This window comes from Variovorax nitratireducens (assembly GCF_051216545.1).
In the GTDB taxonomy this organism is placed as follows: Bacteria; Pseudomonadota; Gammaproteobacteria; order Burkholderiales; family Burkholderiaceae_C; genus Variovorax.
In genome coordinates, this window is record NZ_JBPJZO010000001.1 from 256,933 (window position 1) to 280,698 (window position 23,766).

The 23,766-nt window shown below is 60.5% G+C and carries 17 protein-coding genes; 9 read left to right on the forward strand and 8 right to left on the reverse strand.

Annotated features, from left to right (window positions below; genetic code table 11):
- Positions 1-40: 40 nt before the first annotated feature.
- Positions 41-1,834 carry a hypothetical protein gene (locus ACSFA8_RS01265; RefSeq protein WP_435477712.1) on the reverse strand — a complete coding sequence of 598 codons (1,794 nt, stop codon included), beginning with the start codon at positions 1,832-1,834 and terminating at the stop codon, positions 41-43.
- 251 nt (positions 1,835-2,085) lie between these two features.
- Here ACSFA8_RS01265 and rfbB point away from each other — a divergent pair, with 251 nt between their 5' ends.
- From rfbB to rfbC, 5 genes are read left to right on the forward strand one after another with little or no spacing between them, the layout of a single operon-like run.
- On the forward strand, positions 2,086-3,165 hold the full coding sequence (gene rfbB, locus ACSFA8_RS01270; RefSeq protein WP_435477713.1) for a dTDP-glucose 4,6-dehydratase: 1,080 nt from the start codon (positions 2,086-2,088) through the stop codon (positions 3,163-3,165).
- A complete protein-coding gene (gene rfbD / locus ACSFA8_RS01275) occupies positions 3,162-4,052 on the forward strand; it encodes a dTDP-4-dehydrorhamnose reductase (protein ID WP_435477714.1) in 891 nt (296 codons plus the stop codon). The genes rfbB and rfbD overlap by 4 nt, the downstream gene beginning before the upstream one ends.
- 16 nt (positions 4,053-4,068) lie before the next feature.
- Positions 4,069-4,962 carry a glucose-1-phosphate thymidylyltransferase RfbA gene (gene rfbA, locus ACSFA8_RS01280; protein ID WP_435477715.1) on the forward strand — a complete coding sequence of 298 codons (894 nt, stop codon included), beginning with the start codon at positions 4,069-4,071 and terminating at the stop codon, positions 4,960-4,962.
- A 47-nt stretch (positions 4,963-5,009) separates the two neighbouring features.
- Positions 5,010-6,044 carry a class I SAM-dependent methyltransferase gene (locus ACSFA8_RS01285; RefSeq protein WP_435477716.1) on the forward strand — a complete coding sequence of 345 codons (1,035 nt, stop codon included), beginning with the start codon at positions 5,010-5,012 and terminating at the stop codon, positions 6,042-6,044.
- Positions 6,045-6,057: 13 nt separating this feature from the next.
- Complete coding sequence (gene rfbC / locus ACSFA8_RS01290; RefSeq protein WP_435477717.1) at positions 6,058-6,606, forward strand: dTDP-4-dehydrorhamnose 3,5-epimerase; 549 nt, start codon at positions 6,058-6,060, stop codon at positions 6,604-6,606.
- A 27-nt stretch (positions 6,607-6,633) separates the two neighbouring features.
- Here rfbC and ACSFA8_RS01295 read toward each other — a convergent pair whose 3' ends face one another.
- The 4 genes from ACSFA8_RS01295 to ACSFA8_RS01310 all read right to left on the reverse strand — a co-directional run bounded on the left by ACSFA8_RS01295 (position 6,634) and on the right by ACSFA8_RS01310 (position 14,253).
- Positions 6,634-7,563: a GDP-mannose 4,6-dehydratase gene (locus ACSFA8_RS01295; protein ID WP_435477718.1), complete on the reverse strand. Its 930-nt coding sequence runs from the start codon at positions 7,561-7,563 to the stop codon at positions 6,634-6,636.
- Positions 7,560-8,597 (reverse strand): GDP-mannose 4,6-dehydratase, encoded by a 1,038-nt coding sequence (gmd, locus tag ACSFA8_RS01300; RefSeq protein WP_435477719.1) that lies wholly within the window; start codon positions 8,595-8,597, stop codon positions 7,560-7,562. The genes ACSFA8_RS01295 and gmd overlap by 4 nt, the downstream gene beginning before the upstream one ends.
- A gap of 107 nt (positions 8,598-8,704) precedes the next feature.
- Positions 8,705-12,946, reverse strand: a complete 4,242-nt coding sequence (locus ACSFA8_RS01305; protein WP_435477720.1) for a glycosyltransferase — start codon at positions 12,944-12,946, stop codon at positions 8,705-8,707.
- Entirely contained in the window at positions 12,946-14,253 is a 1,308-nt protein-coding gene (locus ACSFA8_RS01310; protein ID WP_435477721.1) for an FkbM family methyltransferase, read from the reverse strand. Before ACSFA8_RS01310 ends, ACSFA8_RS01305 begins: the two co-directional genes overlap by 1 nt.
- A gap of 192 nt (positions 14,254-14,445) precedes the next feature.
- On the opposite strand from ACSFA8_RS01310, the gene ACSFA8_RS01315 reads away from it, so the two are divergent.
- Entirely contained in the window at positions 14,446-16,611 is a 2,166-nt protein-coding gene (locus ACSFA8_RS01315) for a glycosyltransferase family 4 protein (RefSeq protein ID WP_435477722.1), read from the forward strand.
- An 86-nt stretch (positions 16,612-16,697) separates the two neighbouring features.
- Entirely contained in the window at positions 16,698-17,720 is a 1,023-nt protein-coding gene (locus ACSFA8_RS01320; RefSeq protein WP_435477723.1) for a hypothetical protein, read from the forward strand.
- A 25-nt stretch (positions 17,721-17,745) separates the two neighbouring features.
- Here ACSFA8_RS01320 and ACSFA8_RS01325 read toward each other — a convergent pair whose 3' ends face one another.
- From ACSFA8_RS01325 to ACSFA8_RS01335, 3 genes are read right to left on the reverse strand one after another with little or no spacing between them, the layout of a single operon-like run.
- A complete protein-coding gene (locus ACSFA8_RS01325) occupies positions 17,746-18,444 on the reverse strand; it encodes an ABC transporter ATP-binding protein (protein WP_435477724.1) in 699 nt (232 codons plus the stop codon).
- Between the two features lie 6 nt (positions 18,445-18,450).
- Entirely contained in the window at positions 18,451-19,314 is an 864-nt protein-coding gene (locus ACSFA8_RS01330; RefSeq protein WP_435477725.1) for an ABC transporter permease, read from the reverse strand.
- On the reverse strand, positions 19,251-20,669 hold the full coding sequence (locus tag ACSFA8_RS01335; protein WP_435477726.1) for a mannose-1-phosphate guanylyltransferase/mannose-6-phosphate isomerase: 1,419 nt from the start codon (positions 20,667-20,669) through the stop codon (positions 19,251-19,253). The genes ACSFA8_RS01330 and ACSFA8_RS01335 overlap by 64 nt, the downstream gene beginning before the upstream one ends.
- Before the next feature lie 114 nt (positions 20,670-20,783).
- On the opposite strand from ACSFA8_RS01335, the gene ACSFA8_RS01340 reads away from it, so the two are divergent.
- Both ACSFA8_RS01340 and ACSFA8_RS01345 read left to right on the forward strand, forming a co-directional pair.
- On the forward strand, positions 20,784-22,757 hold the full coding sequence (locus tag ACSFA8_RS01340; RefSeq protein ID WP_435477727.1) for a glycosyltransferase family 2 protein: 1,974 nt from the start codon (positions 20,784-20,786) through the stop codon (positions 22,755-22,757).
- Positions 22,754-23,752, forward strand: a complete 999-nt coding sequence (locus tag ACSFA8_RS01345; protein WP_435477728.1) for a glycosyltransferase family 2 protein — start codon at positions 22,754-22,756, stop codon at positions 23,750-23,752. Before ACSFA8_RS01340 ends, ACSFA8_RS01345 begins: the two co-directional genes overlap by 4 nt.
- Positions 23,753-23,766: the final 14 nt, after the last annotated feature.

A 23,766-nucleotide genomic window follows, 5' to 3' on the forward strand; every position in this document is an offset into this window, starting at 1 on the left:
AGGGTACAGCACAGGGACGGTGTGTGATGCGCGAACTGCCTTAACCATGCTGCAGCAGCAGGGTGTGGATGTCGTCGCGAACCACGCCCCATTCCACGGCCAGGGTGTGCTGGAGCCCGTGCCAGCGCGAGGCGCTCACCGAACTCTGCGCCGGTTCCCCGGCGCGCGTCGAGGGAAGCGACGCGGCCAACGCAACGACGCAGACCGCAGCCGCGATCACGACTTTGGCGGCGTGCCGCAGGGGACGCGCGGCAGGCGGGGGAAGGGGCGTTGCCGGAGGCTCGACAACGGGGGGCGCTACCTCCGCAGCAACGCAAATCCACTCTACGGAAAGCCGCTGCAGATGAAATCCCAGGCGCCGCGTATCGGCGCCGAGCCCGCAATCGCTGGGCCGCAGTGGATCGGTGATGTCGAACTCCAGCACCAGCACCCGCGCGTTCAGCATGTCGGTATAGGGTGCCTTCAGGACGAAGCGCACTTCGGTTTCGCCGGTGGTGCCGCCTGCAGTCTGCACGTCTGCCTGCCGCCCACCGATCCAGGCGCGAACGATCGGATTGCTGCTGGACGTTCCCACGAAGAGAAGGCCCTCGATCCGCGCGCACAGTTCGGTCGCGTCGGCCGGCGCGCCGCTGGCCAGCGGAATGGCGACGCATGCGCGTGTTCCCTCGGTCCAGACCCCGGAGCCCTCCGGGGCGCTCCAGCCGAAGCTGAGCCAGGCGGTCGCGGGCTGGCCCGCCTGAAAATCGTAGACCTGGTCAAAAGCCGGTTCAGGTGGGGCGCGCAGTCCTGGGCTCTGGGCCTCCCATCCCCAGCGGACGCCGAACGCGCGGTCCAGCGCATCGTCGGGGAAACGGTGGGGGCGCTGCGCCGCAGCGTCCACGCAGCCGCAGATCCGCGACAGGCCCTGAATCGACAGGAGCCCTGGCTCCGTGATCAGCCAGTCCGAGCAGGCTGCCGGCAGCTTGTCGCGCCGGTTGCGGTCGGCGTCGATCAAGGGCACGGCACGCTTCATGAAGTAAGCCGCTTCGCGCAGTGCGCCGGACGAAAGTCCGCAGACGAAGCTCAGGTTGTCCGCACACATCAGCGCATAGATGTTGCTGTCAGTCCAGGCCACGTTGGAGATCTGGCCCGCCAGCCGCGTGAGATGCTGAAGGTCGGGCTCATAAGGGTGCGGCTTGATCAGGAGCAGATCGACGCTGCGGGCGAGCGCCTGAATTTCCTCTACGGCGTCGATCGGGTGGGCAATCTCGCCGTCGCGAACCAATGACAGATCCACAGCGGTCTGACCGCAGAACAACCCGACGGTCATGTCGCGATCGAACACGCGCGAGCTGCCGCGGCGCGAGAAGTAGCCCTCCAGAACGATTGCTTCGTTCCAGAACAGCTCTTCGTTGATGTGCCACGCGCCCAGCGCTGCCTCGATCTGCCGGTCGTTCGTCCGCGCGCAGAAGGCCAGGTGCGAAGTAAAGCGAACGGGTGAAATTTCCAGATCGAGGAATGCGGCGCCGCTGCGCTCGATGAAATGCATGAGCGACGGCGTCAAGCCCCAGCCGATCACCAGCGTTCGCGGTGTGAGCCTGGGCAGCAATCCCGCGTCTGCCGCCGGCGTCAGATCGGCAGCGCTCGCCTGGGCCCACCCCGCGAGTGTGCGGGGCAGCCCCAGCGCGTCCATCACCGCGGCCACATCGAGCCTGCCGCCGTCGGATCGCGCAGACTCTTCGCGGCAGGCAATGCCCAGTCGGCTGGCCGACTGCCGGAACGCCTTGTGGAGAAATCGCCGATTGGAAGGATGCGATTGCAGAGAGTTGTCGGACGAGCGAAAGAAGTCGTCCATGAACACGATCTCTTCGAAACGTGTGGCGCTTGCCATTTCTTCTATTAATCCTGTAACGAAGCGGCAACAATGTTATGCGATATGGCCGTGCGGCTTTCGGCTTTACCACGGCTTCACATGAACGTTGCTTGGGGCGGCCGGCAGGTGTTCGCGCACCCCGAGCCGTCGATAAATCCGCGGCGCGCGGCACGCGGGATAATCTTTCCCTGCCTTCCGCTTGTGAGGGTGCATTTCGAAGCAAGAGGAGACCCATGATTCTGGTTACCGGCGGCGCCGGCTTTATTGGTGCCAATTTCGTACTCGACTGGCTCGCGCAAAGCGGCGAAGCGGTCGTCAATCTCGACAAGCTGACCTACGCAGGCAACCTGGAGACGCTGGCCTCGCTCAAGGCCAACCCGGGCCATGTCTTCGTGCAGGGCGACATTGGCGACAGCGCGCTGGTCGACCGCCTGCTGGCCGAGCACAGGCCGCGTGCAGTGGTCAACTTCGCGGCCGAGTCGCATGTCGACCGCTCGATCCACGGCCCCGAGGATTTCGTGCAAACCAATGTGCTGGGCACGTTCAGGTTGCTCGAATCCGTGCGCGGCTATTGGAGCGCGCTGCCGGCGGAGCAGAAAGCGCAGTTCCGCTTCCTGCATGTGTCGACGGATGAGGTCTATGGTTCGCTTTCAGCCACGGATCCGGCGTTTACCGAAGAGAACAAGTACGAGCCAAACAGCCCGTATTCGGCAAGCAAGGCCGCGAGCGACCATCTCGTTCGCTCCTGGCACCACACCTACGGCCTGCCGGTGCTGACAACCAATTGTTCCAACAATTACGGCCCGTTCCATTTTCCCGAAAAGCTCATCCCGCTGATGATCGTCAATGCGCTCGCCGGCAAGCCGCTGCCGGTGTACGGCGACGGCATGCAGGTGCGCGACTGGCTCTACGTCAAGGACCACTGCAGCGCCATCCGCCGCGTGCTTGAAGCGGGCCGGCTCGGCGAAACCTACAACGTCGGCGGCTGGAACGAGAAGCCCAACATCGAGATCGTCAACACCGTGTGTGCCCTGCTCGACGAGTTGCGGCCCAGGGCCGACGGCATGAGCTACCGCGAGCTGATCAGCTACGTGACCGACCGTCCCGGGCATGACCGTCGCTATGCGATCGACGCGCGCAAGCTCGAGAAAGAGTTGGGCTGGAAGCCGGCCGAGACCTTCGACACCGGCATCCGCAAGACCGTCGAGTGGTACCTGGCCAACGGCGAATGGGTGCGCAACGTGCAGAGTGGCGCCTACCGCGAATGGGTCGAGAAGCAATACGACGCCGCGCCCGCAAAGGCAGCCGCATGAAGTTGCTGCTGCTGGGCAAGGGCGGGCAGGTGGGCTGGGAACTGCAGCGCAGCCTGGCGCCACTGGGCGAAGTGGTGGCGCTGGATTTCGACAGCACCGACTTCCACGCGGACTTCAGCCGCCCCGAACAACTGGCAGAAACCGTGCTCAAGGTTCGCCCCGATGTGATCGTCAATTCGGCGGCCCACACGGCGGTAGACAAGGCCGAGGGCGAGTTCGATTTCGCCCGCAAGCTCAATGCCACCTCCCCTGGCGTCGTCGCCGAAGCAGCGCAGCAGATTGGCGCGCTGATGGTTCACTACTCGACCGATTACGTGTTCGACGGCAGCGGCACCAAGCCCTGGCTGGAAGACGATGCAACCGGGCCGCTGAGCGTGTATGGGCGTACCAAGCTGGAGGGCGAGCAACTGGTGGCAAAGCACTGTGCCCGGCATCTGATCTTTCGTACCAGCTGGGTCTATGCGGCCCGCGGCGGCAACTTCGCCAAGACCATGCTGCGGCTGGCGAAGGAGCGCGAGCGCCTGACCGTGATCAACGACCAGTTCGGAGCGCCTACGGGCGCCGAACTGCTGGCAGACGTCACTGCACACGCCATCCGCGACACGCTGCGCGAACCGGGCAAGGCGGGGCTCTACCACCTGGTCTCCGGCGGCGAAACCACCTGGCACGGTTATGCGAAGTTCGTGCTGGAGCAGGCGCGCGCTGCCGGGGTCGAGCTGAAAGCCGCGCCCGAGGCCGTGGATCCCGTGCCGACCAGTGCCTTTCCGACGCCGGCGACACGCCCGCACAATTCGCGGCTGAGTACGGCGAAGCTGCAGAGCACGTTCGGCCTTGTGCTGCCGCAATGGCAGACCGGCGTGGCGCGAATGCTGCGCGAGACTTTTTAGAAGAAGGACAACAACGATGACGCAACGCAAGGGAATCATCCTCGCGGGGGGCTCCGGCACCCGCCTGCATCCGGCCACGCTCGCCATGAGCAAGCAACTGCTGCCGGTATACGACAAGCCCATGATTTATTACCCGCTGAGCACGCTGATGCTCGGGGGCATGCGCGACATCTTGATCATCAGCACGCCGCAGGACACGCCACGCTTTCAACAGTTGCTGGGCGACGGCAGCCAGTGGGGCATGAATCTGCAATACGCGGTGCAGCCGAGCCCTGATGGTCTGGCGCAGGCGTTCATCATCGGTGACAAGTTCGTCGGAAATGCGCCGAGCGCGCTGGTGCTGGGCGACAACATTTTTTATGGGCATGACCTCGTGCCTCTACTTGCCGAGGCAGATGCTAAGGACGCGGGCGCAACCGTATTTGCATATCATGTGCAAGATCCTGAGCGTTACGGCGTAGTCGCCTTCGACGCAAAGGGAAAGGCAATCAGCATCGAGGAAAAGCCCGCTAAGCCGAAGAGCAGCTACGCGGTCACCGGGTTGTACTTCTATGACAACCAGGTCGTGGACATCGCCAAGGCCGTGAAACCAAGCGCGCGCGGCGAGTTGGAGATCACCGCGGTGAATCAAGCTTACCTGGACTTGGGGAAACTGCACGTTCAGATCATGCAACGGGGCTATGCTTGGCTAGACACCGGTACGCACCAAAGCCTGCTTGAAGCCGGGCAATTCATTGCGACCCTGGAACATAGACAAGGCTTGAAGATTGCTTGCCCCGAGGAGATCGCCTGGCGTCTGGGCTTCATTACAACCGAGCAACTGCAAGCGCTCGCTGCGCCGCTGCGCAAAAGCGGTTATGGCAGCTATCTCTTGCGCATGATCTCGGAGAACGAACAACGAGTTTCATAAGGAACACGAGGATCAAGCCCCTGGGCGCTTCTTCATCGGAATTGAGAATGAACAGAGTCGCACGTACCCTCAACACTCTCCTGTCTGGTATCGATGTCGCGCTGACGAGACGTACGACACTTGACAGGACTCGCGCCCAACTCGCACTTGCGCAAACGCGACTGGAAGAAGCACGAGCAGTGCTCTCCACGAGATTCGAAAAACTGGACGTTGCCGAAAATCCTGCTTCTTCGCGGGAAACGACAGGCGAAGCGGCTTGCTCGAACGCGGTCGCTCTCGTCAACCAAGAAGTGCAAGGCATCCATCGAGAACTGCTTCGTCACCAGATCGCAGCCAAGTGGAACGTGTTGGATGCGATGAACCGCAGCATTGGGTCGAAGAGCGACCTTCGAACCTGCGCTCTTTGCCGGCATACAGCCGCCGTCGCGGACTTCAAGATCTTTACCAGCCATTGCATCTTTGGCGGTGGTGTTCTGAGTCGCTACCAATGTCCAGCCTGCGATGTCATATTTGGGCCTGACAAGATGTTCGTTCTATCGCTCGCAGAACTCGGCCAGGAGTACGAATGGCACTACAAGGTCTACGAGGAGGGCGACTCAACGGAAGCGGAACTGCGAGCTTTTCATTCCCTCAATCCCCGACGGGACGGTCAATACGTCAACTATGGTGCGGGCACCTGGTCTCGAAGTGTTCAACTGCTTCGTGCAGATGGCTGGAACGTACTTGCATATGAGCCTCACAGTTCCGCCGCGACTGGCGCAGAGTGGGTAATTTCAAGCCGGCAGGAGATGGACAAGCTGCGGTTTGACGGATTGTTCTCTAACAACGTGTTGGAACATCTGCGCAATCCGGTCGATGACCTTAAGAGCATGGCTCGATGGCTGGCTCCCGGCGCGAAGATGGCTCATGCAACACCTTGCTACCAGTACCTGTATGAGTTCACGCGGTTTCATCTGTTCTTCTTCACTGGCCGCTCTCGGGAACTGCTTGCGCAAATGGCAGGCCTCTCCATCAAGCACTACGAAGTAGATGGGCATTACATGAACTGCGTTTTTCTCCCGCAACCCGAGGCCCTGTGCTGATCCATTCTTCGCTATGAACGTTACTGCCACTGCAATCCCTGACGTGCTTGTGATTGAGCCAAAAGTTTTTGGCGACGCGCGCGGCTTCTTCTTTGAAAGTTTCAATGGCACCGTCTTCAACGAGGCTGTGGGCAGGCCCGTAGACTTTGTGCAGGATAACCATTCCCGTTCCTCTAGGGGCGTTTTGCGCGGATTGCACTATCAGATTCAGCAGCCGCAGGGAAAGCTCGTGCGGGTTGCGAGGGGCGCTGTGTTTGACGTGGCAGTGGATATCAGGCGGTCGTCCCCTACGTTCGGAAAATGGGTCGGGGTGGAGTTAACGGAGCACAACCACAAGCAACTTTGGGTGCCGGAAGGGTTTGCACACGGCTTTCTGGTTTTGAGTGAAACCGCCGATTTCTTGTACAAGACGACCGACTATTACGCGCCAACGTTCGAACGATGCATCTTGTGGAACGACCCGAGTCTCGGTATCGTTTGGCCGGATGTTGGCGACGTCCCCGCGCTGTCTGCCAAGGATGCTGCTGCCAGCGATTTCAAACGCGCAGAGGTTTTCCCGTAACCACGCGCGTGATCGGGAGCCGTTCCGCTAGTGGGGCTGACGTATACCGGTCGGCCGAGATGCGGAGGAAGTGGACTGGCTATCAAGAGCAGGTTGCATCACCGCGTCAAGCATCCGTCCGAGTGTTTCTTCAAGCGAAGGCCTGTCGAGTTCGATGCCGGACCGAGCCAGCAGTGCATCGAGCTTTGCCGGATCGCCGCAAAGACGATGAACTTCATTGGCACGCACAAAATCGGGATTGACAGACACCCGCATCGTGTGCCCGGTCAGCCGCGCGAACAGATCGACCACGTATTGCAGTTCGTAGGGTCGACCCGAGCAGACGTTGTACGTCTCGCCGGGCTCGCCGTGCATCAGCAATGAAAGGTAGGCGTCGCAGACGGTGCGAACGTCGTTGAACTCGCGCTCCACATGCAGATTGCCCAGGGAAATCATGGGCGCCTGCCTGGCAAAGTGCATCGCCAGCTTGGGAATGAGAAAATTCACGTCCTGGCCTGGCCCCGTATAGTTGAACGGGCGCGTGATCACCACATTCAATCGATCCAGGTAGGTTCGGGCCATGTACTCCATGGCCAACTTGCTCATGCCGTAATGGTTGACCGGTGCCGGCGGGTGGTTCTCGGCAATTGGGGACTGTTCGGTGTTGCCATAGATGTTGGCACTGCTGGCCAGCAGCACCATGCGGGGGGGCACCGGGAGGCGCACCAGCGCTTCCAACAGGTTGGTGGTTCCCACCACATTGACCGCGTAGAACGCTTCGTCGTGCGCGTGCGCTACAAATGCGATGCCGGCCAGATGAACCACTGCGTCGGGTTGAACTTCGCCCACCTCGCGCTGCAATGCCTCGGCGTCGGTCAGATCCGCGCGAAGCCCCGCGACTTCGTGGCCGGCTGCCGCCGCATGGGCAGCGAACGGTCGACCGGTGAAGCCGTCAGCGCCGGTGAGCAGAATTCTCAAAACGAGAAGCCCTGCGCGTTGCGTCGAAGGTCGGCCTCGACCATCATCTGGCACAACTGTTCGAGCGTCGTCTTCGGCTCCCAGCCCAGCTTGGCCTTGGCGCGAGCCGGATTGCCGATCAGCAACTCGACCTCGGCCGGCCGATAGAACTTGGGGTTGATGCGCATCACCGTCTTGCCAGTCGCGGTGTCGATCGCAGACTCGCCCTCACCGGTGCCCTGGAAGTCGATGGCGATGCCGGCGCCCTTGAAAGCCATGCGCACGAAGTCCCGAACCGTTTCGGTTCGGTTGGTTGCCAGCACGAACGTGTCGGGCTCGTCGGCCTGCAGCATGAGCCACATGCCTTCGACATATTCCTTGGCAAAGCCCCAGTCACGCTTGGCGTCGAGGTTGCCCAACTCCAGCACGTCAAGCTTGCCGAGCTTGATCTTGGCCACACTGTCGGTGATCTTGCGGGTGACGAATTCGCGGCCGCGCAGCGGGCTTTCGTGGTTGAACAGAATGCCGCTGCTGCCAAAAATGTTGTAGCTCTCGCGGTAGTTGACCGTGATCCAGTGCGCATAGAGCTTTGCAACGCCGTAGGGGCTGCGCGGATAGAAGGGCGTTTCTTCGACCTGCGGGATCGCCTGCACCTTGCCGAACATCTCCGAGGTGCTGGCCTGGTAGAACCTGATCTTGGGGTTGACCATGCGAATCGCTTCGAGCAGATTCAGAGCACCGATAGCCGTGATCTGGGCGGTGGTGGTCGGCTGGTCGAAGCTGACACCCACGAAACTTTGGGCCGCAAGGTTGTAGACCTCGTCAGGCGCTGCGTCCTTGATCATCGTGAGCGAGCTGCCCAGGTCGGTCAGGTCGTACTCGACGAGATGCAAGTTCGGGTTGTTCTGGATGCCGAGTTCGTCGATGCGCCAGAAGTTGACGGAACTGGTGCGACGGTACGTGCCGTAGACAATGTAACCTTTGGAAAGCAGCAACTCGGCCAGGTAGGCGCCATCCTGGCCGGTGATGCCGGTGACAACCGCACGTTTGGTCATAATTTTCCTGAGCTTGTAGTAAAAATTCGATCGCTACGACTGGTGCCGCAACAGAACCGGCGTGGGCGCGACCCGCTTGATTGATTTTAAGTGCAGCAATCCATTGTCTAAGCGGCCACCGTGCACTTGAGCAAGCTGGGCAACCGGATCGATGATTCAGCAGAGTACGTCGGGTTTGACAACGACTTTAGCGATATGCGCCGCCTGCAGCCGATCAGCATCGATCCAAGCGCAATCACGCGAAACTGAATACCGAAGATCGTATCGGAAAGGGTGAATCCGAGTGTGACCGACCCTTCGCCGCCGCGCAGCTCATTTGCGCTGATGATGCCGGATGCCAACTGACTACCCGTACCGAAGAACACGTTCATTGCGGCAACGGGCCAGTCATTAAAGTCTAGCGCCCCATTTGTGCGAAGCTCAAACGTTACTTCATAGGCGCCGGCGGGCAGCGGCATTCCAGGGCCCGACATGATCACGCCCGGCGTGCCTCGCGACATCAACCATTCTTGGCCATCGATCACGACAAGATCGCTCGTCCAGGGGATGAGACGATTCACCCGCTCCGGCCAGGCTTCGCCAAAGGCGTAGTCGACCAACTCTTGTGCTTTCACCCAATCAGGCGGTAGGTCAGTTTTGCGTGCTTCGAGCCACCACGAGAATGAATATTCAGGGTGGCGCCGCGCCGCTTCGACCCGGCGGGCCAATGGCCAGGGGCCATCGTCGATCATCTCGGTGAGCGGTTTCATGTCTCCCTTTGCAGGATCCCGGCAAATCCAGGCACCCCGCAGCGCTGTTACCTCGAAGCCTGCGGCCTCGACCAGCGCCTTCGCTTCATCCGGCGTGAACTCGAGTATGTGCTCTGGATGACTCCAGTTCAACGCTGAAGTGATTGCCCTGTTCGGACTGTCGATGACGAGCAAGCCGTCCGACTTGAGAACGCGATGGCTCTCCCGCAAGAACGCGACAATATCGTGCGGCCAGAGATGTTCTATGTTCTGTCCAGAAAATAGAACATCTCCGGTTTCATTGGCGATCGACGACATGTCGCCCGCGGTATTGGCAATCCATTCCACATCCAGCGGCAGATCGTCTGGCTTTGGAGAGTAGTACTCGATGCCGATGTGCCTTTTTGGACGGCAGCGCTCCTGGATCCAGTTGAAGTACCACGTGCCGGCGCAGCCGACGCTGATGAAGCATTCGGGCTGCTGAGGAAGTTGTCCTAACTCCTGGCCGCGCAGATGATGCAGAAGATGGTTGAAATCAGCACGTTCCAATCCGTTGATGCCCGCTGATCGCAACGCCCGTGCGGCTGGGGATTCGATTTCTTGGGAAGGAGTCGCGACCCCCGCATCTAATGCGTGTTCCAAGCCACTCGCGACGCCCTCTGGAAGAAGTGCAGCCAAAGATTCGGCGAGCAGGTTGGCTTCGCTCCTGTCAACCTGCACTCCTGCAATGCGCAGTCTCTTTTCCAGGGCATCGTCATCGAGTCCTGCGATGGCTTCGCCACGGAGGATCAGCCGATCGCCCGCGTGATGCTCGACGGGGCCGTCTTCAATCCCGCCGCTCTCGCACCCAAGAAGCTCCAGAGTCAACTTCCGCGCATACACAAGTTGCTGCCCGTCGGCCGTTCGATAGACCGGTTCAACGCGCCAGCCATTCGGAGGGTGCTCCAGCAACTTACCCAGAACTTGTTCAACATCAGCGTTCGAGGGCGTGTTGGCGCGTGAATCGGCAAGAAAACTGCTCGACAAATCGATCAGCAGTTGTCTCCATGGCCGTCGGCATGGCAATGTCTCGCTGATGGCGCGAGCGACCGCCACAAGCTCTCGATCGCCTTCCGGCGAATTGGGCAGGGGGTCAAAACTGCTGACGATGCGAGTCAGTTCGTTCCGACCATGCCGCGTTTCCTTCGCAAAGCTTTCGATGGCCTTGAAATAGGCCTGTCCGCACTTCGCAGGCGAATGCTGCGTCGCGATAATTTGTCGTCCTCGGACGCCGACTGTCGAGCGTCGGGCTGGGTCGCGCCACAGGGCTTCCATCGCACTTGCCAGTTCTTCGTCGCGAAACATGTCTGCCAGCATTACCACGCTGTCAGGCGGCAGATCCGCCATGGAGCCGTTTGCGTTAACGATTGTCGCAACGCCATGGTTCATCGCGTCGAGCACGGCCGCCGAAGTCTCGCCGCGTGAATCTGATCGCAGTTGGACAGCCACGTCGGCAGCGTCCAAATAGCGTTGATAGAGATCCCTACTGGCCCAACCTGTCATCTGAACCCGGTCGCCAGGCAGTTCCGCGATCTGCCGACTCAATTCAGTGCCGAACTCTCCACCGTGGTTCTCGCCGACGAAAACAAGTCTGCATCGCGCGTCTGCCGAAAGCAAGGACTGCCGCCACGCTTCAACGATCCGGTCATTGAGCTTTGTCGGCCCGATCACGCCAAAGCAACAAACAAGAAGGTCATCAGGGCGAAGCCCAAGGCGCTTTCGTGCGACGTCGCGTGCGTTCAGAACCTTGGACACAGAGGGAATCCGCAGCAAGGGGATCACTTCAAAGCGAGACGCTAGCTCGGCACCGTACCATTGTTCAGCCAGATCACGGGACACGCGGGAGTGGCTGACAACCCCGATCGCTTGTTGCAAGACTGCGAGGTTGCAGGGGTACTGCAATACAACCTCCGTTCTGTCCAGGATGCGCTTTCTTGTGACTAGCGCCGGATAGCCGTGCGAATCGTACAAAGCGTTCTGCCAGAGGGCCGTGCGACCGCCGAGGTGCTCTAGATATGACAATACGCCACTCAGGAAGAAATCGTGCAGCACGACGACCCCAGGCACCTGAGCAAGCAAGTCGAACATGTAGGCGTGCAGCGCCGAGTTACCGAAGTGATAAAGCACGCGGTCGTAACTACCAGCGTTTTCCACCAACCAGTCGGGATCATGTATCGGGAAAGCTGCCGCGAGAACCGTGTCGCAGCTCAGAGGTTGATCCGTGATCAGGTCAATGTCGTAATGCTGCGCAAGTTCCGGAAGCAGATCCGCGCTGTAATCTGCAATTCCTGAGCGGGCCGGCGGCAGCGGCGAAACATACGCCATGCGCGGCCGATTGCTTCGACGGATCACCACGGAAGTCGGCCGATCCTTCGCAGCATTGTGCAAAGCTTCCAGCCCGTCAAGCGCACGTTCAGCCGAAGCTTCCCATGTGAACTTGCGGCATTGCGCCTCTCCGTGCGCGATGAGTTCACGTCTGAAATCGAGGTCGGACAAAGCGTGTTGCATCTTTGCCGCGATGGACTGGTCGTCACGTGGATCAAAGAGTGCGTCCTCTCGGCCAATGACCTCCGGCAGGCTCGATGTGTTTGCACCAATGACCGCGGCGCCACAATGCATGGCCTCGAGTGCGGGCAAGCCGAAACCTTCATGCCACGACGGAAAAACGAACAAGGCACAGAGGTTGTAGAGCGACACTAGGTCGTCTTCTGAGACAAATCCGGTAAGCACCACGTCGCCATCACGAAGACCTTCCGCTTTGGCGAGATCAAGCAGAGCCCTTTTGCTTTCCTCTTGGGTGGCACAAACGATCGCCAATTGATGCCCCTTCCGCAGTTCGGGAGGGAGCTTTGCGAACGCACGTACCAAACCTTCGATGTTCTTTCTAAGGTCGATTCCGCCGGTGTACATCACAAATGGCTTGCGAAGTCCAAATCGTTCGCGAAGCGCGTCAATGTGATCTTTGGAAAGATCCATCCGCCTGAAATGTTCATACGCGGCGGTCGAAACGTTGATGCAGCGCTCCGCAGAGAAACCCAAATATTTGATGCCTTCCTGCCTCGAGGACTCGGAGATCGCCAAGCACATATCCGCTCGGCGCAGGGAGCCAATTTTTTTTGTGTACCAAGCCCGGGCCGTTGGATGGCTCAAATAGAGGTCGGAGTTGATCAGCGGGATCAAGTCGAAGAGGGTGACTGCGGTAGGTTGGCTTACAAACTGCCCGACGCTTGTCACCGCACCATCGAGACTTTCGAAAAGGCTTGCAACGTGCACCACATCCGGTCGAAGACTTGCGAGAAACGCTTCGTACAAACGTTCCGAAGCGCGCAAGCCTGCCGCACTGGTTGTCCCCGTGTATGCGGGCGGGTGGAACACTCTGACGTTGTGCGGCTCGATTAGTCCGTCAAATGTCGAACGAACTTCGTCCACCATGTCAGGAAATCGATCATTTAAGGCGAGTACTACCTCATGCTGGCCCGCCTGCTTTGCCATGGCGCGCGCCAAAGAAGAGCTATAGCGCCCGATTCCCCGGCGAGCGCTTCCGGTCGATTGAGCGCCCTGAAGGTCAATGACAATCCGCATCAGTGGTTTCCTGCTTTCCGGCTCCGTTGAGACTGCAATTGATTAAAGATATTGCGAGCGTCGCTGGATAGTTCCGCGGGCGAACTCGGGATATAGCTTGCGCCAGACTTCGTATCGGACGAGCCCATGGTGTTGTGAGGAGCCGGCGGGACGCCAGCCAAGCCTCGAAAACGTCGGTAGATGGCTCGCGCGGGGTGAAAGACCCCGAAACGGCGCGCCAGCCGGGCCGCACGGTCAACAGTCTGGCGGTCGAGTTGCCCCTTTATGGCGGACACAAGCAGTCGCAGAGGCGCCATGGCTCGCCAAGAGGAACTTGTCAACAACGCATGGACATGGGCTTCTGCCGCAGTCGCGCGCGCATCTGTATGTTGGGCTTGCTGAACCGTCGCTGCGACCTGATTTTCGAGATGCGAGATGCGGGCGCTGCTTTTTTGAGCCTCTTCAAATTGGCGGGCACGCGCCTCTACTTTTTGCTGCACCTCGCTGACCAATGCTTCGTCTTTCAGCTGCAGTTGGTGGGCGAGGGAAGTCGCTCTTGCTTCGGCCTCAACTATTTCGTTCTCAAGCTCGCGTGCCAATTCCGAACAACGCCTGGTGACACCGCTACACCAAGAAGCGGAAAGGCCGCTTAGTTCCACTTCGTCGAAAACGTTTGGTGGTGCAGAAAATGAACTAACGAGTTCACCGTGCTCTCGTGCAACATAAAAGCGGTTCAAACCGTCAAAGTAGACGAACTCGTAGTCAGCATCATCCAGCAGCTTGTCGACACCTTCATGACTCGGCTGAGTTGAGAGCGGCACGGTAGCTTCCACAACCATGATCCAAGGGCGCAGAACCCGGCTATCCCATCCTCGGAGCGCCTGCTCTTCCAAGCCTTCTATATCTATCTTTAGCCAGTGAACTTGTTTTCCTGCTAGCGATGCCAGTGCTGACCGAATGGGAAGCATTGGCACATGAATGGTTTGATGTTCAAACCCCCGCGACTGACGATGGCTCTCCGCATACGCTTTTACGCCCGTACTCAGGCCGGTTCCCGCGATCATGTTGAGTTCCAGCACGCCATCTCTGTCCGAGATCGCCATCTCAAGCACTATCTCGTCCGGTCTGTCTTTCCGCAGCATCGCCGCATAGTGTGGAACTGGCTCGATGTGAACGCCTCGCCATCCGAGCTCATAGAAGGCCTTGCTGACCGAGTCAACGATCGGGTCTTGCGCGCCGATGTCAACGTACTGCCCTTTTTCAACGTGCTTGAGCGCCCGCCACAGCATGACGTCTTCAAAATTCTGAGCGTAGGAAGTGAAAGTCATAGAAATGGATTAGGGATGGTCGCTTGACGAGCGTCATGACGCTGCGATCTTTTTATGCTTGCACACTCTGGTGCGGTAGCATTTTAGGCCGTCCCGCGTGTTGCACATACCCCACACCCGTTCACTAAACTGGTCGCGCCGTACGGGCAGGGCGTGCTCGAGACGACAGTATTACGCGTTGGGCGGTGAACTATGAATAACAAGCTTCGCAGGGTCGCCAAGGTGATGTGGTGGCTGGCGACGCCTTGGCGGATACCCGCCAGGCTGCGCTACCGGCGTGACCGGAAGATCCACGATGCGCAGCAGGCGGAGGTCAACAAGCTGATCGACCGGGAGGTGCAACGAGTGGGTCTACTCGCAGAGGGGTGCCGGCGAGCGCTTGCCGATTGCTCACCGTTTGACCTGCTGGACGATGCTGATGTGATGCGTAGATCCGGGTTACGGGCCGAGCAGGTCTTCTGGAAGACTGAGCATCCTCTTGCGATCTCCGATCGGTGGTCCGCGGCAAGGTATGTGATTGATCTCTTGCGTCGACGGCCTGGACTATATGAGCGCTTTCCGGAAGCACTCTCCGGGGGGAGGGAGGGCGCCTTTGCGAAATGGCTTGCGGACGACCGTGGACAGACGGATGGCCTGAGCGCTGCCTCGCTTACGCATGTCTTGAGTATCTTTTCCGATGACGTTGGCGCGCGGGCGCGGCAGGCATTTCTCGCGCAGGATGAAATCCGCGCGAAGCTTCCGCACGGTCTGACCCCCGCCGGACAGCGAGGGCTTTTTACCTGGTTCGTATGGTACGGAATCAAGGCCTGCGACGTTCGCTTGGAAGAGATTTGGTGGCTTTTTCTGGAGGCTTCAGAACAGCCACGGAGGGAGTTGTGGCGTGCCTACCTGTTCACGCCGCACTGGCAGAAGCAGTTTCCCGACGCGCTCACGGTCTTCGGTCGCGAAAGTTTCAGTAAGTGGTTCGTCTCGACGTTTGGAGCGGCGGGCTCTTGGGTTGATGTGTCCACCTGGCCGATATCGCACGACGCGGCTGCGCAGCTGCGAGCCGGCTATTGGGCGCACGAAACTTGGCGAGAACAACACCCCTGCGGGCTGATTGACGTCGACGCAGCGCGTTCGTTGGTCACTTGGCTGGGGACAAAGGAACCCGGCCTCACACCCGTCGCCCGCAGATGGTGCCAGGAACTTGATCCAGAGGAGGTCGCGCACCAATTAGTTTCCCCAGGCGTCAACGTGATCGGTCATTTCTGCTATCCGTCGGGGCTGCGCGTTTCCGTTGAGTCCATCGTCGAGGCATTGGACGTTGCTTCCATAGCCACATCGTTGAGGGATGTCAGAACTGACGTGAAGGACGATCCACACCACGTTGATTTCGATGGGCTTGAGGTTTATGACGTCACGCTCATCCATGCCCAACCAGAGCCACTTTTTCGCGACGCCTTTCGACTGGCAGATCTGTATGAGCGTGTTCCACGCGCCTATCGCATTGGCTATTGGTATTGGGAATTTGATTCGATCCCCGAGTCCTGGCTTGAGCATGCCCGGGATGTCGACGAGGTCTGGGCCGCAACCGAGTTTGTTGCGCGGGGCCTCCGCAATCGGCTGCCTGTCCCGGTTCGAGTGATGTTTCCGGGAGTCAGGCTGGCGCCCTTCGTCCGCCGCAGACGCAGCTACTTTGGACTTGACGGGGAGCCGTTTACGTTTTTATTCACGTTTCACATGATGAGCGTGATGGAGCGGAAGAATCCGATGGGATTGATTCGCGCGTTTTGCGAAGCATTTCCGACGGAGAAAGATGTACGCTTGGTTCTTAAGACCTCCTTCGGTGATCGGCATCCATTAGAGTTTGCACGGCTACAGAAAGCGGCGGCTGACAGTCGCGTGACTCTGATCGATCAGGTTTACACCCCTGACGAGGTGTTGTCGTTGATGGACGCGTGTGATGTCTATGTTTCGCTGCATCGAAGCGAGGGCTTAGGCTTGACGATCGCGGAGGCAATGCTGATGGGCAAACCGGTCATTGCAACGAACTTCTCGGGCAACGTGGATTTCATGGATGACACGAACAGCCTGCCGGTACGCTGCGAGTTGGTGAAGCTTGGTACTTCGATACCGCCTTACAACGCAGAACTGGAATGGGCTGAGCCGTCGGTGCCCCACGCAGCGCAGTGCATGCAGCGTGTCTATGTCGAACGGGCGTGGGCACGGGATCTGGGGAGAAAGGCGAAAGCAGTTGCGGAGCGCACTTTGTCTGCGGAGGTCGCGGGCCGAAAAATGGCGCAACGCTTGGCAGAGATCAGATCCCTTTCCAGTGGTGATTGTTCGTCGAAAAATAGCGCTAACGGGCCACTTTGACCAGTTTGCTAGAGAGGTATGACATTGTGATCAAGAGCTACGCGAAGAAGCTGCTGCGACCCGTATGGACGCGTGTGCTACGCCGCATGGAAGCCATAGCTGACGATCGGGTGATTGGCTTCGGCGCCACTCTCGCCAGCCTCGAGCAGCGGATGGTCATGCGCGATCTGAGCAGTGACGGCTCCTCAATCAGCGCGGTGACGCAGCGCCTCGTCGCTCTTGAGCAGGTTGTAAGTGAGCAGGTTGAGCAGTTGCGAAACGTGCGTCGCTCAACATTCAAGCCAGATCCATCTTTGAATCCCGCTTCAGAAAGCTCCCCCTTCATGCCGGCGTCGAACTGTCAGGCGAGCGACTTTTACCATCCCCGATTCGCGCAGCTATGCAAGTTGATGGCCCAGCGGCCGCACTTTCATCGTAAGCAGTGGGAATGGGTCTACGTGTTGCATCACCTGGAGCAGGCCGGGGTGCTTTCAAAGGGCTCTCGAGGGCTGGGCTTTGGAGTTGGTACCGAACCGCTCCCCGCGGTTTTCGCCTCTATGGGGGTGGACGTTGTCGCAACTGACGCGCCGTTAGACGCGAGCCGCGCAGCAGACTGGCATTCGACCCATCAACACAGCGGCGATGTTTCTCAGTTGCTAAATCCTCACATCGCCCCGGATGATCTGGTGCGCGCAAAGGTGGCGCACAGGCAATGCGACATGAATGACATTGACCCGTCGCTCCGTAACTTCGATTTTAACTGGTCGTGTTGCTGTTTTGAGCATCTCGGTTCACTGGAGCACGGCCTCCGTTTCGTCGTCAATGCTGTCGAGAACACCCTGCGAATCGGCGGTGTGGCAGTCCATACGACGGAGTTCAACGCCTCTTCGAATGAGGCAACCGTGGCGGAGGGTAGCACTGTAATCTACCGGCTTCGCGACATGGGGGAACTCGTAGAGAGGCTCCGCGACCGTGGGCATGACGTGCAGCCGTTCATTATTGGGCCGACCGAACACGCGCTTGACTACCACGTGGACGTGCCCCCTTATGTGCAGGATGTCCACCTAAAAATGCTGCTTGCCAGTTACGTGACAACGTCGGTCGGCTTGGTAGTGCGACGCGGTCGTTGAGTTGGATATCCGGAAGACGACCGACTCAACCTACGATCCGCCCGTGCTCCAGGTGGATCACCCGGTTGCATTCCTTGGCGATAAGTGCCGGCGAATGGGAGGCCAGCACCAGGATGCCGGACTTGGATACGACATCCCGCATCCGCTTCTCGGCTTTCTCCGTGAATTCGGCGTCTCCGACCGATAGCCATTCGTCCATCAGCAGGATGTCCGCCTCCACGCTGGTCGAGATAGAGAATGCCAGTCGCATCATCATCCCGGTCGAATAGGTGCGCACCGGCATGTTCACGTATTCGCCGAGCCCGCTGAACTCGCAGATCTCCGGCGTCAGTTCGTCAAGCTGCTTCTTGCTCATGCCCATGACCAGGCCGCGCAGCATGATGTTTTCGATCCCGGTTGCGTCCGCCTCAATGCCCAGTGACGGATCGATGAGGCTCGACACGGTGCCTTGCCGAACGAACTCGCCCGAAGAGGGCTCGTAAACCCCTGCCAGTGCGCGAAGCAGTGTCGACTTGCCGGCGCCGTTGTGTCCGACCAGGCCCAGGCGGTCTCCGCTCTTCAACTCCAGATTGATATTGCTCAGCGCCTGAACCACGTTGACGCCGGTCTCCTTGCCGAAGCGGCCACCGGTGACCGAGGAAGCCAGCGTCTTTTTCAGTGAGGCCGCGCCCGCCCCGTAGATGGGAAAGTTGACAGAGACGTTCTTGAGGGAAATGAAAGCCATGGTTCCTTACAGCCAGTAAACAACCCGGCGGCGGTATTTCGAGAAAAGAAGGCTTGAGGCGATCACGCTCACCACCGTCCAGCCGCCGATGCCCCACCAGTTGTGAGCATCGGCGACGCCGCCCATCAAGGGCGCGCGCAACAGTTCGAGCATCTGCGCGAACGGGTTGTACAGAACGTACTGGGCGCGGCCTGGCAGGCTCGAGGGCAGCCAGAACACAGGCGTCAGGAACATCAGCATCTGCATCACGCTCGTGACGATCTGGGTGACGTCGCGAAAACGGGTGCAGACGAGCCCCAGCGCGAGGCCCAACGCCTGCGCATTGATCAGCAGAAGTAGAAACGCAGGTATGAACAGCAACGCAGACCAGGACAGCGATATGCCAGCCCATATCGCCACAGGAATGTAGAGGACGATCTGGTGGCCAAACTGGATCAGGTTGCGTGCCATGCTTCGCCACACGAACAAGCTGATTGGAAAATAGCCTTGCTTCAGGTAGTTGGCCGAGCCGATGAAGGCGTTGCACGCTTCCGTGACCATGCTGGAAAAGAAGCCCCAGAAGATGATGCCCAGTGCCAGATGGGGAAAGAACTTGGAGAGTTCCGTGCCGAACAGCGAGCTGTACAGCGGCCCCATGCCGCCAATCATGGCGCCCATGCTGAGGGTCAGCCAGATGGGCCCGAGCATCGAGCGGCGGTAGCGCAGCACAACGTCGAACCAGGCGAGCGTCCACCAGATGTCGGTGCGACGGGTGCCCTCCCACCAGTCGGCCCATGCACTGCGATGCAGATTGGAATGTGCCTGGCTCATGCGCGGCCGTAGGTGTCTGCCAGGCGAACGATGTCGTCCTCGCCGAGATAGCCGCCGCATTGCACCTCGATGAGCACCAGCTCATCCTTCCCGATATTCGTCAAACGATGTTTCTCCTTGAGGGGGATGTACCGGTATTGGCCCGGCAATGTTTCGTACTCTACGTCCCCGACCTGAACGATCGCCGTGCCCGCCACGACCACCCAGTGCTCCGCCCGCTGGTGGTGGTACTGCAGTGACAAGGATTCGCCCGGTTTGACCGTGATGCGCTTGACCTTGTAGCCGTCTTCTTCCTTCAGCGACGCGTAGGTGCCCCACGGGCGGTGCACCACGGCGGGCAAATTGATGGTTTCGTGCTTGCGCGCCTTGAGCACGTCGACAACCTGCTTGACCTTCTGCGCGCTGTCTTTGTGCGCAACAAGAAGGGCGTCCGGTGTGTCCACGATCACGAGATCGTGCACACCCAGCGTGGCGACTACCTTCGGGCCATGGCTGTCGATCTGCACGTGCGTGCCGGTGGTGTCGATTGCTATCGTGTCATAGGGCATCGTGTTGCCGCTGGCATCCGGCGTCTGCGCTTTGGCAACGGAAGGCCAGGTGCCGACATCGCTCCAGCTGAACTTGGCAGGTACGACCTGCACGTTGTCGGCGCGTTCCATCACGGCGTAGTCGATGCTGATGTCGGGCTGCAGGCCGAAGTCGTGCAACTCGAATTGAACCGTGTCGCCGGCGGTCTTGGCCGACGCAAGCGCACGCCGCGCTGCGGTCAGCACCTGGGGCGCGTTGCGCTCGAACGCGTCGATGATCGCGTCCGCCGTGAAGCAGAACATACCGCTGTTCCAGTAGTAGCGGCCGGTCGCGAGGTATTCCCGCGCGGTTTCGAGATCCGGCTTTTCCACAAAGCGCTTGACCGGCTGGCTGTTGCGCGAGACGTGCTCGACCTCGACGTAACCAAAGCCGGTATCGGGATTGGTAGGGCTGACGCCAAAAATGACCAGTGCGCCCTTCTCGGCGAGCCGAAATGCCTGGCTCGCGCTCGCGACGAAGGCGTCGACATCCGGCACCAGATGGTCGGCCGACAGCACCAGCATCACGGTGTCGCCGCCGAAATCCTTGGTGCATTGCAGCGCGGCGAGCGCGATGGCGGGCGCGGTATTCCGCCCCTTTGGCTCGAGCAGGAGCGTCGCCTTGGGCGGATCGGCCATCTGACGCAGCACATCCTTCGTCAGGAACAGATGATCCTTATTGGTCACCACCATCAGCTCACCCGTTCCGCACGCTTGCCCACGTTCAATGGCTTGCTGCAGCAAGGTGGAGCCGCCAAGCTTCATGAACGGTTTCGGATACGCCTGGCGCGATGCGGGCCATAACCTGGAGCCTGCGCCCCCGGAGAGCACAACTGAAAGGACGCGCATTTTTTTCCTGATAACTGGACGGGCGATAATTTTACCGGCCCCGGCCCGGCAGTCTCGAAAGACAGGGCTGGCCGCCTCTGTCCCCCAATTCCACTACTACCCCAGCTCCGAGCGATGTTCACCAAGCCAATGCTGCCGGCAGCGCACCAGCCCAAGCCGCGCAGAACGCGCAGCGCTGGCCCGGACAAGGCCTCGATGCATCGGCGGATCGATGCGCTCGAAGCGCAGGTGAATGCCCTTGAAGGGCACATCGGCGCCATGCAGCAATCGACCAGTTGGCGCATCTCGGCGCCGGTTCGCTGGCTGAGTCGGCAACTGCAACGGATCAGGGGAGGGGGAAACCTCGACTCGACCAAGCGCGTCGACACCTACGCGGAATGGATTCGTCTGTACGACACGGCGGTACCTTCGCCGGAGCCCGGCTCATTCGTCGCAGCGCAAGGCGATCCCGCATCCCCGCGCATGTCGATCATCCTCGTCGCGAACGCCGCAGGAGCGCCTCTGCTGGCCGCATCCGTCCATTCCGTCATGGCCCAGACCTGCACGGCGTGGGACATGGTGGTTGTCGTTGATCCCGGTGACGTGAGCGCCGCGCGCACGGCACTGGCCGAAGCGGCGGCACCGCCGGCCCGCATCAAACTGTGCGACGTATCTTCGTACGGGTCGACCGCTGCGGCCTGCAACAACGCCCTGGCGCACGCTGCGGGCGATTGGGTCTTGCTGATGACGGCCGGCGACGTTCTGCCGCCTCACGCGCTGGCCCAACTAACGGCCGAAATCGTCGACCACCGGGATGCACGAATCATCTATTCGGATGAGGACGCGCTGGATGCGAAGGGCGCACGTGTGGAGCCGCGATTCAAGCCGGACTGGAATGTCGATCTGTTCTATTCGCAAGACCTGATCTCCCGTCTGGGCGCGTTCGAACGCGGCCTGGTCGGTGCGGTCGGCGGCTTCCGTGAAGGATTCGACGGGGCCATGGGCTATGACCTCGCGCTCAGATGCATCGAAGGGCTGCGCCCCGGGCAGATTCGCCATATTGCGCGTGTGCTTTGCCACCGGTTCTCCGCTGCCGCGATGCCGGCACCGGCCGTCGCCGTCGCCGGGGCCGAGGCATCGGCGCTGGCGCAGCATTTCGACCGCACCGCCACATCGGCACGGGTTCTCGAAAGCGAAGAGGGGCGGCGCGTGCAGTACCAACTGCCGCCCGATGCGCCCCTGGTCACACTGATCATTCCCACTCGCAATGCCGCACCGCTGCTGCGGCAATGCGTCGAGAGCATCGTGGGCGCAACGACGTATCCGAACTACGAGATCCTGCTGATCGACAACGGCTCCGACCAGGCCGACGCGCTGGCCTACCTGGCCTCGCTGAACGGGCAGCCGGGCATCACCGTGATTCGTGACGACCGCCCCTTCAACTATTCGGCGCTGAACAACATGGGCGTCGGGCATGCGCGCGGCGAGCTCATCGGGCTCGTCAACAACGACATCGAGGTGATCTCGCCCGATTGGCTTGGCGAGATGGTGTCGCTGGCGCTGCAGCCAGGCGTCGGCGCGGTGGGCGCCAAGCTGCTGTATCCGGACGAGACGGTTCAGCACGGGGGTGTGCTGCTGGGCGTGGGCGGCGAATCCGGCGTCGCAGGGCATGCCAACAAGTTCCTGCCGGCATGGCAAGGCGGCTACATGAACCGCGGCTTGGCAATACAGTCGTTCTCCGCGGTGACGGCCGCTTGCCTGGTGGTGCGCAAGGCCCTCTACGAGCAGGTGGGCGGCCTCAACGAGGTCGACTTGAAGGTCGCCTACAACGACGTGGATTTCTGCCTCCGATTGCGCGAGGCCGGATACCGGAACGTCTGGACGCCCCATGCGGAGCTGTTCCACCACGAATCTGCGACGCGGGGGGCGGATGTGACGCCGGCACAGCGCGAGCGTTTTGACCAGGAACATGAATACATGAGGAAGCGCTGGGGCGACCTGATCGCCAACGACCCCGCCTACAACCCCAACCTCACGATTCACGCGGAAAACTTCGGCCTGGCCTGGCCGCCCCGCGTGCCCTGGATCAGCGGAGCCGCAAAGCCATGAACCCAGCGCTCGCCATCTCCGTCGCCCTCTGCACCTACAACGGTGCCCGCTTTATCGAAGAGCAGGTGCGCAGCATCTGCCAGCAGACCCAGCCGCCGGCCGAGATCGTCTTGTCGGACGACGCCTCCACCGACGATTGCGTCGAGTTGGCACGCAAGGCGGTCGAGGCATGCCTGCAGGAGCGGCCCGGCCTCTCGATCTCGCTGAAGGTGCTGCGCAACGCCACGTCGCTGCGCGTCACCAAGAACTTCGAGCAGGCCGCCAGCGCCTGCAGCGGCAACCTGATAGCGCTGTGCGATCAGGACGATGTCTGGTACCCCGATCGCCTGGCGCGAATGGTGGCCGAGTTCGACAAGCGACCCGAGCTGCTGTTGCTCCACAGCGATGCGCGACTGGTCGATGGCCAGCGCAAGGATCTCGGCCAGTCGCTGTTCCATGCGCTCGAGGTGCAGCGTTTCGAGCTCGACTGGATTCATACGGGGCGCGCCTTCGATGTGTTCCTGCGCCGCAACCTGGTGACCGGCGCGACCACGATGTTCCGGCGTTCACTGCTGGTGCCTGCGTTGCCATTTCCGAAGGAGTGGGTGCATGACGAGTGGCTGGCCATCGTGGCGTCGGCGATCGGCCGCGTCGACGTGATCGAGGACGCGCTGATCGAATACCGGCAGCACGAGAACAACCAGATTGGTGCGCGCCGCGACAGCTTTCTGGGCAAGGTGAAGAAGGCACTCGCTTCACGCGGCAATACCCATGCGGATCGGGCGTTCAAGGCGGAGCTTCTGCTGGCCCGGCTGCTCACGCTCGGCGACCGCGTTGAACCGGATACCATCCGCAAGTTGCGCGACAAGCTGGTGCACCAGCGCTTCCGGGCTGCGCTCCCGCCATCGCGCGTGGCGCGCTGCCTGCCGGTGCTGCGCGAGGCCCTCACCGGCCGCTACAACAAGTTCGGCCGCGGTGCACGCGGCGTGGTGCGCGATCTTTTCGAATCCGTCTGAATCAAAACTGTCCC

Bases quoted from the DNA above. Each gene is read 5' to 3' on its own strand.
- rfbA (WP_435477715.1), top strand. From the start codon at position 4,069: ATGACGCAACGCAAGGGAATCATCCTCGCGGGGGGCTCCGGCACCCGC.
- ACSFA8_RS01315 (WP_435477722.1), top strand. From the start codon at position 14,446: ATGAATAACAAGCTTCGCAGGGTCGCCAAGGTGATGTGGTGGCTGGCG.
- ACSFA8_RS01265 (WP_435477712.1), bottom strand. From the start codon at position 1,834: ATGGACGACTTCTTTCGCTCGTCCGACAACTCTCTGCAATCGCATCCT.
- rfbD (WP_435477714.1), top strand. From the start codon at position 3,162: ATGAAGTTGCTGCTGCTGGGCAAGGGCGGGCAGGTGGGCTGGGAACTG.
- gmd (WP_435477719.1), bottom strand. From the start codon at position 8,597: ATGACCAAACGTGCGGTTGTCACCGGCATCACCGGCCAGGATGGCGCC.
- ACSFA8_RS01310 (WP_435477721.1), bottom strand. From the start codon at position 14,253: ATGACTTTCACTTCCTACGCTCAGAATTTTGAAGACGTCATGCTGTGG.
- rfbB (WP_435477713.1), top strand. From the start codon at position 2,086: ATGATTCTGGTTACCGGCGGCGCCGGCTTTATTGGTGCCAATTTCGTA.
- ACSFA8_RS01345 (WP_435477728.1), top strand. From the start codon at position 22,754: ATGAACCCAGCGCTCGCCATCTCCGTCGCCCTCTGCACCTACAACGGT.
- rfbC (WP_435477717.1), top strand. From the start codon at position 6,058: ATGAACGTTACTGCCACTGCAATCCCTGACGTGCTTGTGATTGAGCCA.
- ACSFA8_RS01335 (WP_435477726.1), bottom strand. From the start codon at position 20,669: ATGCGCGTCCTTTCAGTTGTGCTCTCCGGGGGCGCAGGCTCCAGGTTA.
- ACSFA8_RS01340 (WP_435477727.1), top strand. From the start codon at position 20,784: ATGTTCACCAAGCCAATGCTGCCGGCAGCGCACCAGCCCAAGCCGCGC.
- ACSFA8_RS01325 (WP_435477724.1), bottom strand. From the start codon at position 18,444: ATGGCTTTCATTTCCCTCAAGAACGTCTCTGTCAACTTTCCCATCTAC.
- ACSFA8_RS01320 (WP_435477723.1), top strand. From the start codon at position 16,698: ATGGAAGCCATAGCTGACGATCGGGTGATTGGCTTCGGCGCCACTCTC.
- ACSFA8_RS01305 (WP_435477720.1), bottom strand. From the start codon at position 12,946: ATGCGGATTGTCATTGACCTTCAGGGCGCTCAATCGACCGGAAGCGCT.
- ACSFA8_RS01285 (WP_435477716.1), top strand. From the start codon at position 5,010: ATGAACAGAGTCGCACGTACCCTCAACACTCTCCTGTCTGGTATCGAT.
- ACSFA8_RS01330 (WP_435477725.1), bottom strand. From the start codon at position 19,314: ATGCGGCGGCTATCTCGGCGAGGACGACATCGTTCGCCTGGCAGACAC.